This window comes from Enterobacter sp. PL_is514 (assembly GCF_055816715.1).
In genome coordinates, this window is record NZ_JBVPGN010000036.1 from 324,576 (window position 1) to 340,526 (window position 15,951).

Annotated in this window: 16 protein-coding genes; 8 read left to right on the top strand and 8 right to left on the bottom strand. The window is 53.2% G+C overall.

Annotated features, from left to right (window positions below; translation table 11 throughout):
• Nucleotides 1–21: 21 nt before the first annotated feature.
• The 3 genes from AC0TNG_RS21885 (at nucleotide 22) to AC0TNG_RS21895 (ending at nucleotide 4,067) form a co-directional block, all read left to right on the top strand.
• Nucleotides 22–2,277, top strand: coding sequence for a hypothetical protein (locus tag AC0TNG_RS21885; protein ID WP_024907849.1), 2,256 nt, complete (start codon nucleotides 22–24; stop codon nucleotides 2,275–2,277).
• Complete coding sequence (locus tag AC0TNG_RS21890; protein WP_024907848.1) at nucleotides 2,274–3,158, top strand: formylglycine-generating enzyme family protein; 885 nt, start codon at nucleotides 2,274–2,276, stop codon at nucleotides 3,156–3,158. Before AC0TNG_RS21885 ends, AC0TNG_RS21890 begins: the two co-directional genes overlap by 4 nt.
• A 66-nt stretch (nucleotides 3,159–3,224) precedes the next feature.
• The gene (locus AC0TNG_RS21895; RefSeq protein ID WP_267216806.1) at nucleotides 3,225–4,067 is read left to right on the top strand and encodes a formylglycine-generating enzyme family protein; all 843 of its coding nucleotides are present in this window, start codon (nucleotides 3,225–3,227) and stop codon (nucleotides 4,065–4,067) included.
• A 57-nt stretch (nucleotides 4,068–4,124) separates the two neighbouring features.
• On the opposite strand, the gene artJ is transcribed toward AC0TNG_RS21895, so the two are convergent.
• The 6 genes from artJ to AC0TNG_RS21925 form a co-directional block, all read right to left on the bottom strand.
• Nucleotides 4,125–4,856 (bottom strand): arginine ABC transporter substrate-binding protein ArtJ, encoded by a 732-nt coding sequence (gene artJ, locus AC0TNG_RS21900; RefSeq protein ID WP_021240923.1) that lies wholly within the window; start codon nucleotides 4,854–4,856, stop codon nucleotides 4,125–4,127.
• A gap of 173 nt (nucleotides 4,857–5,029) precedes the next feature.
• Nucleotides 5,030–5,698, bottom strand: a complete 669-nt coding sequence (artM, locus tag AC0TNG_RS21905; RefSeq protein WP_023310940.1) for an arginine ABC transporter permease ArtM — start codon at nucleotides 5,696–5,698, stop codon at nucleotides 5,030–5,032.
• Entirely contained in the window at nucleotides 5,698–6,414 is a 717-nt protein-coding gene (gene artQ / locus AC0TNG_RS21910; RefSeq protein ID WP_024907846.1) for an arginine ABC transporter permease ArtQ, read from the bottom strand. The genes artM and artQ overlap by 1 nt, the downstream gene beginning before the upstream one ends.
• Nucleotides 6,415–6,420: 6 nt before the next feature.
• A complete protein-coding gene (artI, locus tag AC0TNG_RS21915; RefSeq protein WP_048990934.1) occupies nucleotides 6,421–7,152 on the bottom strand; it encodes an arginine ABC transporter substrate-binding protein ArtI in 732 nt (243 codons plus the stop codon).
• Between the two features lie 19 nt (nucleotides 7,153–7,171).
• Nucleotides 7,172–7,900, bottom strand: coding sequence for an arginine ABC transporter ATP-binding protein ArtP (gene artP / locus AC0TNG_RS21920; RefSeq protein ID WP_023310942.1), 729 nt, complete (start codon nucleotides 7,898–7,900; stop codon nucleotides 7,172–7,174).
• A 226-nt stretch (nucleotides 7,901–8,126) separates the two neighbouring features.
• Nucleotides 8,127–8,645, bottom strand: a complete 519-nt coding sequence (locus AC0TNG_RS21925) for a lipoprotein (RefSeq protein ID WP_023335076.1) — start codon at nucleotides 8,643–8,645, stop codon at nucleotides 8,127–8,129.
• A 97-nt stretch (nucleotides 8,646–8,742) separates the two neighbouring features.
• Here AC0TNG_RS21925 and AC0TNG_RS21930 point away from each other — a divergent pair, with 97 nt between their 5' ends.
• The 3 genes from AC0TNG_RS21930 to AC0TNG_RS21940 all read left to right on the top strand — a co-directional run bounded on the left by AC0TNG_RS21930 (nucleotide 8,743) and on the right by AC0TNG_RS21940 (nucleotide 10,785).
• Nucleotides 8,743–9,066 (top strand): heavy metal-binding domain-containing protein, encoded by a 324-nt coding sequence (locus tag AC0TNG_RS21930; protein ID WP_023310944.1) that lies wholly within the window; start codon nucleotides 8,743–8,745, stop codon nucleotides 9,064–9,066.
• Nucleotides 9,063–9,893, top strand: a complete 831-nt coding sequence (locus AC0TNG_RS21935; protein ID WP_048990936.1) for an N-acetylmuramoyl-L-alanine amidase — start codon at nucleotides 9,063–9,065, stop codon at nucleotides 9,891–9,893. Before AC0TNG_RS21930 ends, AC0TNG_RS21935 begins: the two co-directional genes overlap by 4 nt.
• Nucleotides 9,894–10,161: 268 nt before the next feature.
• Complete coding sequence (locus AC0TNG_RS21940; RefSeq protein WP_473702323.1) at nucleotides 10,162–10,785, top strand: helix-turn-helix domain-containing protein; 624 nt, start codon at nucleotides 10,162–10,164, stop codon at nucleotides 10,783–10,785.
• Here the strand turns inward: AC0TNG_RS21940 and AC0TNG_RS21945 are convergent, their stop codons facing one another.
• Both AC0TNG_RS21945 and AC0TNG_RS21950 read right to left on the bottom strand, forming a co-directional pair.
• On the bottom strand, nucleotides 10,786–11,415 hold the full coding sequence (locus AC0TNG_RS21945) for a hypothetical protein (protein WP_473702324.1): 630 nt from the start codon (nucleotides 11,413–11,415) through the stop codon (nucleotides 10,786–10,788).
• Nucleotides 11,415–12,965 carry an ExeA family protein gene (locus AC0TNG_RS21950; protein WP_473702325.1) on the bottom strand — a complete coding sequence of 517 codons (1,551 nt, stop codon included), beginning with the start codon at nucleotides 12,963–12,965 and terminating at the stop codon, nucleotides 11,415–11,417. The genes AC0TNG_RS21945 and AC0TNG_RS21950 overlap by 1 nt, the downstream gene beginning before the upstream one ends.
• A 300-nt stretch (nucleotides 12,966–13,265) precedes the next feature.
• On the opposite strand from AC0TNG_RS21950, the gene gspC reads away from it, so the two are divergent.
• Together gspC and gspD are read left to right on the top strand one after the other, a co-directional pair.
• Nucleotides 13,266–13,997: a type II secretion system protein GspC gene (gene gspC / locus AC0TNG_RS21955; protein WP_463726922.1), complete on the top strand. Its 732-nt coding sequence runs from the start codon at nucleotides 13,266–13,268 to the stop codon at nucleotides 13,995–13,997.
• 13 nt (nucleotides 13,998–14,010) lie between these two features.
• Nucleotides 14,011–15,936, top strand: coding sequence for a type II secretion system secretin GspD (gene gspD / locus AC0TNG_RS21960; RefSeq protein ID WP_024907839.1), 1,926 nt, complete (start codon nucleotides 14,011–14,013; stop codon nucleotides 15,934–15,936).
• Nucleotides 15,937–15,951 lie beyond the last annotated feature (15 nt).

The window sequence follows — 15,951 nt, forward strand, 5'->3', positions numbered from 1 at the left end:
TCAAACTAAAAGGACTTAGTGATGACTGTAAAAGTCATACCCTGGGATGGATGCTACAGCGTGATGACACGCCCTGGCGGGGTCTGCAAAGAAGTCGTTGTCCCCTCTTATCCCCGTCTTTATTTTCATCCCGACAGTGAAACCCTTTTGGCAGTTGACCAATGCGACTGGCACGATCTTGAGCAGGAAAGTAACCGACTCACCTACTGTCTGGCGCAGAGAGCGGACGCGTTACAGCGTATTGAGCAACTTCAGAAAGACGTGACTACTCTGGGCTGGGTCGATGTACCAGAGCGTAATCGCTTTCAGAATCTGTTGAAGGATGAGTATCGACATCTTGATGAAGCCTGTCAGACCTTACGGGCCGAACTTGCAGCATTGACCCCTACAGAAAACCTCCCCGCCGCAACATTACTGGATGAAAATAGTAAAAAGAACGCACTAGGGCTGATGGAACTTATAGACGTTATGGGTGGGAAAAACGGAACCAAATATGTCTACGTCCGTTCAGATAAAATTCGTAGCCACTGGCGTCGATACAGGTTGAACAGCGCGGAAAAGAAAAGCGGCGGTAAAAGCTTTTTGAGGGCGGTTGAATATACCGGCAAAGATGGCCATACGCATACCCGCCATCAAATTGACCCGGAGAAGCTGAAGGGGCAACTGGCAAAACTTAAGCCGTCAATGAAAGCCTGGGAAGTGAAACTGCTCGATGATAACTCTGGCGTCTGGAGCGTATGGGCACAAGAATTTAACCAAAGCCTGGAACATTCACCTTATGAAGGTTCCGGCATGGCATTTGATGCACAGGCTCAGCTATTACGTTGGGCGTATGGCGCGAGCATGAAGGGGGTATTTAATCCGTTTGAAATTGATATCCGCACCGGACGATACAGGCCAAAAGCAGAGCTGCACGGTAAGACCAGCGTTTATGCCAACCTTGCACTTGCAGAGGCAAAAAGCAGCGGCAAGCTTCATCTGCCGGATAATGTCGGCGTAAAAATTTGTTATCCGTTAGATCCGGCAAAAATACCCGGCGGTGGTATGGGGATTCTGGGTACGTTTCGTTTTGATATTGAGCTGACATTGTCGGGGAGCGTTGGGGCAAGTCTGGGTATAGAGGCGGGGGTCAATATTACTGGCGATCTGGCAAAAGGGTTGCCTGTAAAAGCTATGCCGGATGAAGGCTACGGATTTTGGCGGCAGATAGACGTCACTAAAGAAGAGCATATGCCCTTAGGCGGTGGGGCAGAGCTAGGCGTATTTGTCGGGGCAGAAGCCGGGGCGAATGTGTCTGGTGCACTGGTCTGGCTCAATCCTGATCACGACGAAAAATACAGTACGTTGGCGAAGGTTGGGGTGGGGGGGGCTGCTCAGGCTGGTGGCGGTCTTAGCGGGCAGCTTAAGTTCAGATGGCAAGATGGTAAGGTGCGTATAGAGGTTAGCGGTGGGTTGTGCTGGGGGACAGGGGGTAAAGGATCGATGAGCTTTGAGGTTGACGGTCCCGCAATCATGTCTGAGTTTATGCCCTGCCTGACCTATATGCTGCGAAATGCGGATTATATCCGGCTGATGCAGATTATGATGGCGGACGATTATTATGCTTTCTGCGCCATTCCGTTATTGGTGGGAATGTATGGGATCAATCGTGTGATTGATGCTGGGGGAAATATAGCCGCTGAACTTAAAAACAGTTGGGATAAAAAAGAATCCCGCGTGGCGCTAATGACTAACATACTGAATACAAAAGGGGATTGTTTAAAGTTTACTCCGCCGGAGAGCAAAGGCGCAGCCATTGCCTCACTGATTGAAACAAACCTTTGGGATAATGTCGCCAGTCCAGTGAGTCATGGAGAGACGACCTGTGAGGGCGGAGCTGTTTTTAGCGCTCGTAAACGAGCCATTATTTATGCTCTTCGCTGGGTACAGTCGCAGCGAGAATATGAAAATGTTATGCAGCATCTTTCAAAAATGCCTGGAGAGGAAAAAAGCAACTGGCGTATTAATGAACAAAGGGTCATTGCTTTTCTGGCACAAGGTGAGACACCCAAAACCTATGGTTTTGCTGGTTCGTTGGTCCCCGCAGCGCGGAACATCACGATTGAACCCAGTCATTATGCCGATAATCTGAGAAACCTTTACCTCCACCTGCCTGAAGCCCCCGCTATCCCTCCAGGGCACATCAATATGTCTACCTTACCATTAAGAGAAGTGCTGCCGACGTATCTCCATAGCTGTACGCGGCTGATTTACTCCATGCATGGAGATACAGCATGACGTATACAGGCTATGGTGTGACAGGATTACTGATTACTCTGGTGCTGACTGGCTGCCGGGATGATCAAAAAATGAAGGCTGAGCAGACAGATCTGGTTAACAGGGCGCTGGAAAATATGGTCACAGTAAAAGGTGGCCGTTTTCAGATGGGTGATTTTGGTGCTCTTATTGGTGAGAAACTGCCGTACAGCGCAGATGCGGATAATAAACCGCTACACTGGGTGACGTTGTCTGATTTCCGTATCAGTAAGTACCGGGTGACGTGGGGAGAATTTAACAGCTGGCTGGAGATCCAGGGGAGGGAGCCGAACGATTATTTTCGGAAGACGGCCAATGATAGCGATCCAGATTATGCCTCACTAAAAATTGCGCTTGGTGATAATTTTCCGGCATCGGCTAACTGGCAGGATGCGCAGGCTTACTGCCATTGGCTCGGGCAGGCCAGCAAGCGCCATATCGACCTGCCAACAGAAGCCCAATGGGAGTACGCGGCACGCAGCAGAGGTCAGTTTCTGATTTTTGGCAACAGTGATAACTGGTATCACTATGAAAATGACATTGCACGCAATATCGCTCCCTCAACGGAAAACCGTCCGGTAGGAAGTTATGCCCCGAATCCGCTCGGTGTATATGATATTCAGGGAAATGGGGCTGACTGGGTCAAAGATTGGTATGCGGCGGATTATTACAGTCATTCTCCTGAGCAAGATCCTCAGGGGCCAGAGAAAGGTGATAAACGGGTTATCCGGGGACTACCCAGAGATGCCGGAGAGGGTTACACCATTACCAGAGGAAGTATGAGACCTGAAACCGTTCAGGGGCCACCCTCACGCTCAACAGGTTTTCGCTGTGTTGAAAGCAATCTGTCAGCACGTTTATAAAAATCGAACTGATCAAGTAAAGGACTATGCATGAGGCTGACAGGTTATGGCGTAACGGGTGTTTGAGTGTTGCTGATACTCACTGGTTGCCGGGATGAACAGAAGATACATGCAGAGCAGGATGTACTTGTTAATCGCGCGCTAGAGGACTTGGTCACGGTAAAGGGCGGGCGTTTTCAGATGGGGGATTTTGGCTCTCTTACGGGAGAGAAACTGCCATTTAGCGCAGATACGGATAATAAACCGCTTCACTGGGTGATATTGTCTGATTTCCGTATCAGTAAGTACCGGGTGACGTGGGGAGAATTTAACCGCTGGCTGGAGATCCAGGGGCGGGATTTAACGGGTTTTTATAAAGATACACGAGACAACAAATACACCTGGAAAAGTGGTCGGGATGCGCTTGGTGACAATTATCCGGCATCGGCTAACTGGCAGGATGCGCAGGCCTACTGCCGGTGGCTGGGTCAAGTCAGCAAGCGTCACATCGACCTGCCAACGGCAGCGCAGTGGGAGTACGCGGCACGCAGCAGAGGTCAGTTCCTGATTCTGGCGAACAGCGATAACCACTGGTATTACGAAGATAATAAAGCCAGTAATTTTGCCCCGTCGGCAGAGAATCGACCAGTGGGAAGCTATGATCCGAATTCACAAGGATTATACGATATGCTGGGAAATGGTACTGACTGGGTTATGGACTGGTATGCTGCAGATTATTACCGTCACTCCCGGGAAAAGGATCCTCAGGGACCAGCGACTGGGGTAAAAAAGGTGATTAGAGGCTGGCTGGGAGCCCCATCGGATTCACTCACCGTGACCCGAGACTCCCTTAAACCTGATACGGTTCAGGGGCCCCCCTCGCGCTCAACAGGTTTTCGCTGTGTTGAAAACAGCCCGTTAGCGAATTAAAAAGGCTACGCCTCTGGAATAGCCTTTATAGGTGATTGTTAACTCAGCATTCTGAGATTACTGCGGGAACCACTGCTCGCTAATTTTCTGGTACGTACCGTCCGCTTTAATCGCTTTCAGCGCGCCGTTCAGTTTTTCCAGCAGGGCTTTGTTATCCGGACGTACCGCGATGCCGAGGCCCGTACCGAAGTACTGTGGATCGGTCACTTTTTCCGTTGCGGTGCCCAGCTGCGGATTGGTTTTCAGCCACTCGTTCACCACGGCGGTATCGCCGAAGACGCCGTCGATACGGCCATTTTTCAGGTCGATAATCGCGTTCTGGTAGCTGTCATAGGCCACGGTTTTCACTTCCGGATGTTTGTCCTGCAGGTATTTCTGATGCGTGGTGCCGTTTTCCATCCCGATGCGTTTGCCTTTCAGCTGATCGAAAGAGGTATAAGCGCCTTTCTTCGCAATCACCACCGCCGAGTTGGCGTAGTACGGGTCGGTGAACGCGACCTGCTTGCTGCGCTCAGGCGTGATGTCCATCCCGGAGATCACCGCATCGTATTTTTTGAACTTCAGCGACGGGATCAGGCTGTCGAAGGCATGGTTGGTAAAGGTGCAGTCAGCCTGCATTTGTTTGCACAGCGCTTTCGCCAGGTCGATATCGAAACCAACGATCTGGTTGCTGGCATCCAGCGATTCAAACGGTGGATAGGTGGCGGAGACGCCGAAATTGATTTTATCCGCAGCGGATGCGCCAGCGGCGAAGGTGGCGAGTAATGCGGCCAGAACTAACTTTTTCATTGTAATGCTCCCGTCTGTCTTATTGATGCGCCGTGTCTGCGGCCTGGATGTACAATGCCAGTTAATGAATTTATATGCAATAAAAATGATTAAATATTGTGTTTGTTACAAAAAAAAGCGGATAACCCATCAGGTTACCCGCTTTATGAATACCGTTTTATGCATTCGCGTGGTTAATTTCTGCGCTCAAACGCTAACGCTTTACGCTCGATCAGGCGCATCATCAGCGTCAGCAGACCGTTCACCACCAGGTACACCACGCCCGCCGCGCCGAACACCATTACGTCATAGGTGCGTCCATACAGCAGCTGTCCGTGACCCATTACTTCCATCAGGGTGATGGTGTAGGCCAGCGAGGTACTTTTGAACACCAGCACCACTTCGTTGGAATAGGAGGAGAGGGCGCGCTTAAAGGCGTACGGCAGCAGGATCGCCAGCGTGTCTTTCTTGCTCATGCCCAGCGCCCCGCAGGACTGCCACTGGCCTTCCGGAATGGCGCGGATCGCCCCGTAGAACAGCTGGGTGGTATAGGCCGCGCTGTTCAGCGAAAGGGCAATCAGGGCACACAGCCACGGCTCAGAGAGCAGATGCCAGATAACCGGATACTCCTGCAGCGACGGGAACTGGCCCGGGCCGTAGTAAATCAGGAAGATCTGCACCAGCAGCGGCGTACCGGTGAACAGGGTGATGTAACCGCGCACAATCCACACCAGCACCGGCGTTTTCAGCGTCAGGATGATGGTGAAGATAAGGGCCAGGATCAGCGCCACGATAATGGACGCCACGGTCAGCGTCAGGCTGGTGTGCAGCCCTTTCATCAACTCGGGAAAGTATTCAAGCATCAGCCTGGTCTCCGTTCAAAGCGCGTCGCACGCAGGTCAATACGCTTGAGGATGTACTGACTGAGCAACGTGATCACCAGGTAGATCGCCGCAGCCACAATGTACCAGGTAAACGGCTCCTGGGTACGGGTGGCGATGCTTTTGGTTTGCAGCATCAAATCGTTAACGCTGATCAGGCTCACCAGCGCGGTATCTTTCAGCAGCACCAGCCACTGGTTGCCGAGCCCCGGCAGGGCATGACGCCACATCTGCGGCATCACCAGACGGAAAAAGATGGCGGATTTCGACAACCCTAACGCCTGACCCGACTCCCATTGTCCCTGCGGCACGGCTTTCAGCGCACCGCGCAGGGTTTGCGACGCGTACGCGGAGTAGAGCAGGGAAAGGGCAATCACGCCGCACAGGAACGGGCTAACGTCGAAGTTATCAATCTGCATCTGCACCGGGATCTGCGCAAAACCGAGATTGAGGGTGAAGCCGTCAGACAACGTGAGCAGCAGCTGCGAAGAGCCGAAATAGATAAACAGGACCACCAGAATTTCCGGTAGCCCACGCAGCACGGTGACCAGCGCGGAGCCTGTCCAGGCGACGGGGAACCATTTCGCGGATTCCCACACCGCAAAGAACATCGCCAGCACGAGGCCGATAATCAGTGCGCAAACGGCAAGGCCGACGGTCATCCCGGCGGCACTTGCTAAAGGAAAAATTTCATTCATCAGGAATTACTTCTGGAACCATTTTTTGTAGATGGTTTCGTAGGTGCCGTCTTTCTTCACTTTTTCCAGCGCAGCGTTGAATTTCTGCTGCAGCTCAGTGTTGCCCTGACGAACGGCAATCCCCAGACCGGTACCGAAGTAATCCTTATCGGTCACTTTGTCGCCCACTGGCGCCAGCTTGTCGTTGGCTTTCAGCCACTCGGTCACGACCGCGGTATCACCGAAAACGCCGTCGATACGGCCATTTTGCAGATCCAGCTTCGCGTTCTGGTAGCTGTCATATGGAACGGTGGTGATTTCCGGATGCTTATCCGTAATGAATTTCTGGTGCGTGGTGCCGTTCTGCACGCCGACTTTTTTGCCTTTCAGCTGATCGACAGAGGTGAATTTACCTTTCTGACCAATGAACAGGGCGGAGTTGTCGTAGTAAGGGGTGGTGAACAGCACCTGCTTTTCACGTTCCGGGGTGATATCCATACCGGCCATCACGGCGTCGATACGGCGGAACTTCAGGCTTGGGATCAGGCTGTCAAACGCCTGGTTGCTGAAGGTACAGGTCGCATCGATCTCTTTACACAGGGCGTTAGCCAGGTCCACGTCGAAGCCCACAATTTTGTTGTTCGCGTCGATGGACTCAAACGGAGGGTAAGAGGCTTCCGTGGCAAAACGAATGGTCTGGGCTGCGGTAGCGGAAAGGGTAACGCCAGCAAGCAGCACGGCAAGTAATACTTTTTTCATTATATTTCCCCTGACACAATCAATGAGATAAATAGTTTTTGAAGGCATCGGTTTGCGGGTTCGCGAAGCAGCTCGCATCACCTTGCTCAACGATATAGCCGTTTTCCATGTAGACCACACGGCTGGCGGTTTTACGCGCCACTTCCACTTCATGGGTGACGATGACCTGCGTAATGTTGGTTTCCGCCAGCTCGCGGATGATGCTCACGATCTGGGCGGTGATTTCCGGATCCAGCGCCGCGGTGGGTTCATCAAACAGCAGCACCGCAGGCTCCATCATCAGCGCACGGGCAATGGCCACACGCTGCTGCTGACCACCAGAAAGATGCAGCGGATAGCGGTCGCTGTAGGGCTTAAGACGCAGGCGGTCCAGCAGCTTTTCGGCGCGCGCGATCGCCTGATCCTTGCTTAACCCCAGCACGCGGCACGGGGCTTCAATCAGGTTTTGCAGGACGGTCAGGTGCGGCCAGAGATTGTATTGCTGGAAGACCATGCCGACGTTTTGACGCAGCTCACGAATCGCTTTATCAGACGGCGTCTTCGCGAAATCAAAATGGTTACCGGCAATCGCCAGCGTACCTGAACGGGGCATTTCAAGCAGATTAAGGACACGCAGAAGGGAGCTTTTGCCTGCACCGCTTGGGCCAAGCAAAACCAGCGTTTCGCCTTCCGGGCAGTTCAGCGTGATGTCAAACAGCGCCTGGTGTGCGCCGTAGAAGCAGTTAATGCCGTTTAGTTTAATACTCATCGGGGCAGTCTTTACTCATCCAGGCAATCTATAGCAATTGAGGCCGCAGATAGTACCGTTGACAGAATAGTTATGCAATATTTCTGCGTTAAAAGTTAAATATAACCCGTATTTCCTCTTAAACATAGCACAAAATAGCGAACGGCAAGGTCGGCGAGTATAAATGTCGGCATTCCGCATGAAATGCCGCACATTTTACGGGGGTTACCAGGGAATATCGGCGGATTTAGCGATTCTCAATCGACTGGCGAAGCGTGCCTGCCGGGGCATGAACGCTGCCGCCCACGTAGCGTACGTCGTCCACTGCCCAGCATTGACCTTCACGGATCATCAGCACTTCATCCTGCCAGGTTTGGGTTCCCTGCGTCAGCTTCACGCGCAGCGGAATATTACGGGCGTCCGTATTCGGGATGGTTGACGCGCTCGCCACTTCGGCGCTGTCCGGTAGCGTGGTGCGGCTGGAGAATGGATCGGATTTCAGCAGGGCGTTATGCTGTGGATCGCGGGTGGCGTCGTTAAGCAGTTTTGCCAGGCCATCGCTCAGATACGGGCGTAGCCCGGTGAGGTCGTTGCTGCGGTGCTGAATGCGATAATCATAGAACTGCTGCGCCACAGTGTCCGGGCCGCCCTCTATGCAGGGGCCGCTGCGGGTACCGATATCCTTAAAGGCTGGCGTGACCGTGGTGGTACAGGCGCTGAGCACCAGCGCGCAGGGCACTAAAAGTGTTAAAGCAGAATAGCGCATGTTGATTTCCTTATTTATTAACTATCCTTTCAATCATAGCGTAACGAACCGATAATGCTGTGCCTAAGGCATTGAACGCTAAAGAAGGAGAGAAACCATGCAGTTTTCAACAACGCCAACCCTGGAAGGGCAGACAATAACCGAGTACTGCGGCGTGGTCACCGGCGAAGCGATTCTCGGCGCCAATATCTTCCGTGACTTTTTTGCCGGTATCCGCGATATCGTGGGCGGCCGCTCGGGTGCATACGAAAAAGAGCTGCGCAAAGCGCGCGAAATCGCCTTTAAAGAGCTCGGCGAACAGGCGGAAGCCCTCGGCGCCGATGCGGTCGTAGGGATTGATATCGACTACGAAACGGTCGGTAAAGATGCCAGCATGCTGATGGTGAGCGTGAGCGGTACGGCGGTGAAAACCCTCCGATGAGGCGTTCGTTTGCCACAATCCTGCTGGCGCTGCTGCTGGCAGGGTGTGCCGCGGAAAAGGGAATCATCGATAAAGGTGCCTACGAGCTGGATACGCGTCATCAGGCTCAGGCGGCTTACCCGCGCATCAAGGTGCTGGTTATCCACTACACCGCGGATGATTTTGACAGCTCGCTGGCCACGCTGACGGATAAGAATGTCAGCTCTCACTATTTGATCCCGGCTAAACCCCCGGCACCGGACGGTAAGCCGCGCATCTGGCAGCTGGTGCCCGAGAGCGAACTGGCCTGGCATGCGGGCATTAGCTTCTGGCGCGGCACAAACCGCATCAATGATACGTCTGTCGGCATTGAGCTGGAGAACCGCGGCTGGCAAAAAACGTCGGGCGTTAAGCGCTTTACCCCGTTTGAGCCTGCGCAAATTGCGGCGCTGGTGCCACTCGCCAAAGATATTATTACCCGCTACAACATCAAACCTGAAAACGTGGTGGCCCATTCGGACATCGCGCCGCAGCGCAAAGACGATCCCGGCCCGCTGTTCCCGTGGCGACAGCTTGCTCAGCAGGGCATTGGCGCATGGCCCGATCCGGCGCGCGTCGCGTTCTATATTAACGGGCGTCCGCGCTATCAGCAGGTGGCGACCGGGGCATTACTCGATCTCCTCGCGCGGTATGGCTATGAGGTGCCGGTTGACAGTACCCCTGCGCAGCAAAAGCGCATCATCACGGCGTTCCAGATGCATTTCCGGCCTGACCTGTGGAACGGTATTGCGGACGTCGAAACGATGGCCATTGCCGAAGCGCTTCTGGAGAAGTACGGGCAGGGGTAATCCTTCGGACTACCCCGAATGCCTTAACGCATTCTGATTTTCTTCAGATTAATCTTAAGTACAAACTCAATTCATTTTTAGTTAATTGACTTAAAATTATCCGGATTTAAGATAGACACATAGCTTGCTAATTAATATAGCAAATAAATATATCGCATTTATTCTTTATTTCTCTCATTGAGAATTTCACAGGAACATATTCAGGGCTTAAGGCTTTTTTGCCCTATGCCTGCATTTTTAAATTTCACATCTTAAATCGGGTATAACAATGTTAAGCATCTATGCAAAAAAATTACGTCCGCAATATGAAATGGAAGCCATTATTTCTGCTACATCAGGCTTTGAAGAGAAAACCTTAAAGAAATGGCAGAAACTCTCCACGTCCGATTCACAATATATTCATATTATCGTCAGCGGTGAAGTTGAATTCCGACGCGAATCCGACGAACTGTGTATGTTCACGGTAACGGGCCAGTGCATTTTTGGCCTCTCGTCGATGTACTATAACGCAACCCATATGTACGGCCTTGTTCGCGCTAACACTGTGGTGCGCTCAATCAAAAAAGAGGTCTTCGCGCAGCTGATGACCGATAACAATTTATGGCCTGAACTCACCAAAGTGCTGGCCTGGTACATCTGCATGCTGAGCAAACGTGACGATGTACTGGTTGCCCGCAGCGCTTATTCTGTAGTGCGCGAGTTTTTATACGAGATTAATGAGCTGATTGTTCATCATCAGCGTGATATCAATATTTACGATTATATTCAGGAATATACCAATCTGGCGCGCAGTACCATCATTAAAATCCTCTCCGACCTCAAAAAAGGTCAATATATTGTGGTGGAAAAAGGTCGACTCCTTAATCTGACCACATTGCCTGAAAAATACTAACTATTCCAGCCGATCTCCTTTTTCACTCAAAGGAGATCGGGATCCCACGTTATGTTGCACTCTCGTCTGCGAATTATCCTGCGCTTCATCCACCGGTGGCGCGGGAATTTTGCCTTGCGAATAATCTTGCTCCTGTTCTTTTAACGCCTGCTTAAACAACTCGGTTAAAGAAGTATCCTCACTGCCTGTACTGGAGGGCGCGACATCATGCGCTTCGGTGCCGGGTAACGTATCCCGCGACGTATCGTGCGGTTCCGCGCCGTCGGGCGCTTGCTGCCAGTCGGCATCGTCGCTGTTAATCGGCAGATCCTGCATGGCAGGGATGTCAGCCTGCACCGGTGCGGGTTTCGGATGTGGATGCGGGAACGGCTTGCTCACATACACGTAGTGCATATCAGAAAGCTGCGTTTCAGGTTTCGCGACGCTCGCTTTTGTTACCGGTTCCGGCGCAGGATGACGCAGATTCCAGTAAGTATGCGCGTACACGCCCGCCGTCAACATGACGCACAGACCCAACATCCATAAAAAGGCGTTGCCGACGATTTTACTCAGGCTAGGGAGGCGATACGAAAACCAGACCGCCTCCCCGGTAGCGTAGCTGCGCTGGGCCGCAAGACAGAGGGTAGACATCAGGCTTTCTTCTCCTGCATTTTCGGGGTGGTCTGGATCAGCACGCTCGGCGTGGAATGGGTTTCACGCATTAACTGCATCAATGTATCTTCCCCTGGAATGCCATCCACATGCAGATGCATTTTTTGCTGGAACTCACGGGTGCGTTTCATCATCTCCGCCGTCCAGGTCCGGGAATGGGTTTCCGGCTGGTTAAGGGCTACGCTCAGCTGCTGGTCAAGCCAACCCATGTCCTTCGCATCGCTGGCGGCACTGATGACGTCTTTACCTTCCGGCGTCAGGCGGTGCAATTGGGTAAAGTTGCCGGTGGCATGCTGGTTAAACCAGCTGCGGCTTACCTGCCAGGTACGGTTGTTCATCAGCAGGTCGAGTGAGTTATCCCCGACGCGGGCGACCACGGCATAATTGAGGTGGTTGCCGGTTTTCAGTTCACTTACCCACGGATACCCTTCCTGCGCCAGCGCGTCCGGTGAGGCGTTACCCTGCCTGCACATCAGGTTCACCTTTGCGGCGTTTTGACACAGGGCATCGTCCGCTGAGGCGTCATATCCCCACATCAGATAGAGCTGATGCATGGCATCCGGCTGATTGACCATTTCATTGTCGATAACCGGCACCACCGGGGCCTGAACATGTGGCGTCTGCTGTTTCCAGCTGGCAGGCACCGGGAGCTGAACCGGAAGTTTTGCACCGATCGAGGAGGTCATATACCAGCCGCAGGCGGCAAACAGCACGGATGCGAATAAACCGACGGTAGCCAGGCGCTTACCGTGTTTTTTCGCAGGCAGCGTCTCGCCGGAGGCCAGACGTAAATGACGCGGACTGACCTGATGCGCACGCTCGGTCCAGGCGGCGAGCATCGACAGGTGGGCCAGCTCGTTCAGCTTGCTGATATTCCCCCTGGTCAGCGTATGCATCTTGCGCACGCGCGCCGGGGTTAACGGTGAGCTCTCGCACCCGTGCTCTTCACACTGCGCCTCAACGTAGCGGAGAGATTCCCGGCAGGTAAGAGGACGCAGGCTGTGACGGGTATGTGTATATTCACGCAGCTCGGGCTGCTGCATCAGGACGGCTTCCTGACCCGCTGCGCCCATCAGCACGATGGAGAGGCAAAACCCCAGCTCCTGGGCGCGCGTCAGCAGCATAGCCAGCACCTCCTGACAGGTGTCCTTCATGGCTTCGGTGTGGCTAATCACCAGCACTTTCGTCCTGGTTTTTCCCCCTTGCCACTGGTGCAGGATGGTATCCACCGCCTGAAGCCGGTTTTTGCTCTCTTTCGTTCCCGGGTTGAGTTTATACAGCAGGCTACTGGCACTCAGTTTTGGAAACGCGTTGATGGCAAAAACGTCAGGATTAGCGGATTTCAGGGCGTCGCTGAACTGGCCCAGCAGCGGGGCATCGTCAGCAAAGAGCCCAATAATCCCCGCCTGTTGGGTATTCTCTTTCAGCAGGTTGAACACGTCCTGATGATAAGGCACCAGAAAATCCCCGGATAACCCGGTTATTTTCCGAAAGGGCGGATTTTTAAAATTAAAGTGGCTTTGATACATAACGACTTACCGTCTCTGATTAGGAATAGCAACAGGACGAGAAAGTAAAGCAACGCTATAGGGTGGTCAATTTGCGCACAGGGTAAAAATATCCTGCCGGTGAGGCCTAACATCTGGATTTTATGCGGTCAATATTTTTCTGTATGAAAGTTAGCGGCAAAGTGAGTGGTCGTTTTTACAGCGGGAAATTACGCTTTACTCACATATTGGCGCAGCGCGACGCTGCTTATTTTCGCTTTGCTAAAGGCCAGATGAAAAATGAGGTTCTCATTTCTGTCACGGTGGATAACGCCTTGCATTATGTTTGTGCTGTTAATTTTTTGCGGCCAGCAAGGGTATCTGACGTTTAAAGATTATAAAAAAGTTACGAATAAGTTGGCTAACGCTGATGCGCAGCCGCTGAAAACGCGTCGTGATGAAAAGACATTCACCCTTTTCACGGCGGCCGTGCGTCAGGACAACCTGCCAGCCGCCGCGAAAGCCCCGCTGGCAGCGGAGATCGAAGGTATTGTGCGCAGCGATGACGCCTGGCTTTCTTTCGCCGTGATCAAAACGCCGGGTGGTCAGAAGAGCTACCGTGAAGGCGAGCCGCTGACCGGTTTTAACGATGCCTATATTCAGGAAATTAACAAAGACAATGTGGTGGTTAATTACGAAGGTGCTACGCAGGTACTGGCATTAAATAAACCTGATTATTTTAAGGGCGGCGTTGACAGCGGCCCGGTAAGCAAATCGACGAAAGATGCAGGCGCGGAAAGCGTGCATCTGAATGATTATCTGGTGTTAAAGCCGTTAATCGAAAAAGGCCAGCTGGAAGGCTACAACATTAATCCAAGGAATGCCTCTTCCTTCTACAGCCATTCAGGGCTCGAAAAAGGTGATGTGGCGGTAAAAGTGAATTCTGTCGATATGACCGATGAAGCACAGGCAAAAAGTATTATTGCCAACTGGTCGAAAATGAAAGAGGCGGAGGTCGTCGTCAGACGTCACGCTCACCTTGAAAATATTCGGGTTAATGTTCTAAACAATTAACAAGTGTACAGACATGAAGAAATTTCCCTGGGCGTGCGTGGCGCTGACCGCATTGTCGTTATATTCAAGTTCGCTGCTTGCAGCCAACTTTAGCGCGAGCTTTAAAAATACCGATATCCGCGAGTTTATCGATACGGTAGGCCGCAATCTGAATAAAACCATACTCGTCGATCCGTCCGTGCAGGGCTCGGTGTCGGTGCGAACCTACAACGTGCTGACGGAAGATGAGTATTACCAGTTCTTCCTGAGCGTGCTGGATTTGTACGGCCTGTCGGTGATCCCGATGGACAACGGCATGATTAAAGTAGTGCGTTCCAGCGTGGCCCGTACCGCCGGCGCGCCGCTGGCAGACAGCAAAAACCCGGGTAAAGGTGATGAGATCATCACCCGCGTCGTGCGCATGGAAAATGTGCCGGTACGTGAACTTGCCCCGCTGCTGCGCCAGCTCAACGATGCCACCGGCATCGGCAACGTGGTGCACTTTGAACCGTCCAACGTGCTGCTGTTGACCGGTAAAGCCTCGGTGGTGAACCGCCTGGTGGATCTGGTTCAGCGCGTGGACAAAGACGGGATTCAGCGCCGCGAGATCGTGCCGCTGCGCTTTGCCTCCGCCAAAGAGCTCTCCGACATGTTGAACAACCTCAACAATGAAGAGCAGAAGGGGCAGAACGCGCCGCAGCTGGCCACTAAAGTGGTGGCGGATGACGAAACCAACAGCCTGGTGATCAGCGGCTCGGAAGATGCGCGCATGCGTACCCGCTCTCTGATCCATCAGCTGGACCGCGAGCAGAACAACGAGGGGAATACCCGCGTCTTCTACCTCAAATATGCCAGCGCCACGAAGGTGGTTCCGGTGCTGACCGGGATAGGTGAACAGCTGAAGGACAAGGCCAGTACGCCGAAGGCGAAAACCGCCACCGCGTCCAGCGATCTGAACATTACCGCCGACGAGGCCACCAACTCGCTGGTGATCACCGCCCAGCCTAACGTGATGAACTCCCTTGAGAAGGTGATCGACAAGCTCGACATCCGTCGTCCACAGGTGCTGGTGGAAGCCATCATTGCTGAAGTGCAGGACGGTAACGGCCTGGATCTCGGCGTGCAGTGGACCAGCAAGCACGGCGGCGTGCAGTTCGGCTCCACCGGCCTGCCAATCAGCCAGATTAAAAACGGCACCATGAAGGGGGCGAGCTTCACCGGCCTTGCGACCGGCTTCTTTAACGGCGATTTCGGGGCGCTGATGACCGCGCTCTCCACCGACGGCAAAAACGATATTCTCTCCACGCCAAGCGTGGTCACGCTGGATAACAAAGAGGCGTCGTTCAACGTCGGTCAGGACGTGCCGGTGCTTTCCGGCTCCCAGACCACCAGTGGCGACAACGTCTTTAACTCCGTTGAGCGCAAGACGGTCGGGACCAAGCTGAAAATTGTGCCGCAAATCAACGATGGCGACATGATCCACCTGAAGATTGAGCAGGAAGTCTCCAGCGTCGACAACAGCGCGACGGAAGATGCCAGCCTCGGCCCAACCTTCAACACCCGTACCATCAACAACGAAGTGATGGTGCACAGCGGGCAGACGGTGGTGCTCGGCGGCCTGATGGAGAACGTCACCAAACAATCGGTCTCCAAAGTGCCGCTGCTGGGCGATATCCCGCTGGTCGGCCAGCTGTTCCGCTATACCTCGCAGGATACGTCGAAACGCAATCTGATGGTGTTTATCCATACCACCGTGCTGCGCGACGACGACAACTACAGCGCGGCGTCGAAAGAGAAATATGACCAGATCCGCGCCCGCCAGCAGCAGCGCGTGGAAGAGAAAAAGCTCGGCATTATCGAACCAACGGATAACGCGGTACTGCCCGCGTTTCCCGTCGACGCCAGCGCCGCGCCGGTAAAAACCAGCGCCAGCACACCGCGCAATCCGTTTAAACACTAAGGCGGCGAGGGCACC

Excerpts from the sequence above, each read along its gene's own strand:
- AC0TNG_RS21925 (WP_023335076.1), bottom strand. The coding sequence starts at position 8,645 with ATGCGCTATTCTGCTTTAACACTTTTAGTGCCCTGCGCGCTGGTGCTC.
- AC0TNG_RS21945 (WP_473702324.1), bottom strand. The coding sequence starts at position 11,415 with ATGTCTACCCTCTGTCTTGCGGCCCAGCGCAGCTACGCTACCGGGGAG.
- gspC (WP_463726922.1), top strand. The coding sequence starts at position 13,266 with ATGTTTGTGCTGTTAATTTTTTGCGGCCAGCAAGGGTATCTGACGTTT.
- AC0TNG_RS21935 (WP_048990936.1), top strand. The coding sequence starts at position 9,063 with ATGAGGCGTTCGTTTGCCACAATCCTGCTGGCGCTGCTGCTGGCAGGG.
- artI (WP_048990934.1), bottom strand. The coding sequence starts at position 7,152 with ATGAAAAAAGTATTACTTGCCGTGCTGCTTGCTGGCGTTACCCTTTCC.
- artP (WP_023310942.1), bottom strand. The coding sequence starts at position 7,900 with ATGAGTATTAAACTAAACGGCATTAACTGCTTCTACGGCGCACACCAG.
- AC0TNG_RS21930 (WP_023310944.1), top strand. The coding sequence starts at position 8,743 with ATGCAGTTTTCAACAACGCCAACCCTGGAAGGGCAGACAATAACCGAG.
- AC0TNG_RS21950 (WP_473702325.1), bottom strand. The coding sequence starts at position 12,965 with ATGTATCAAAGCCACTTTAATTTTAAAAATCCGCCCTTTCGGAAAATA.
- artM (WP_023310940.1), bottom strand. The coding sequence starts at position 5,698 with ATGCTTGAATACTTTCCCGAGTTGATGAAAGGGCTGCACACCAGCCTG.
- AC0TNG_RS21940 (WP_473702323.1), top strand. The coding sequence starts at position 10,162 with ATGTTAAGCATCTATGCAAAAAAATTACGTCCGCAATATGAAATGGAA.
- artJ (WP_021240923.1), bottom strand. The coding sequence starts at position 4,856 with ATGAAAAAGTTAGTTCTGGCCGCATTACTCGCCACCTTCGCCGCTGGC.
- artQ (WP_024907846.1), bottom strand. The coding sequence starts at position 6,414 with ATGAATGAAATTTTTCCTTTAGCAAGTGCCGCCGGGATGACCGTCGGC.
- gspD (WP_024907839.1), top strand. The coding sequence starts at position 14,011 with ATGAAGAAATTTCCCTGGGCGTGCGTGGCGCTGACCGCATTGTCGTTA.
- AC0TNG_RS21890 (WP_024907848.1), top strand. The coding sequence starts at position 2,274 with ATGACGTATACAGGCTATGGTGTGACAGGATTACTGATTACTCTGGTG.
- AC0TNG_RS21885 (WP_024907849.1), top strand. The coding sequence starts at position 22 with ATGACTGTAAAAGTCATACCCTGGGATGGATGCTACAGCGTGATGACA.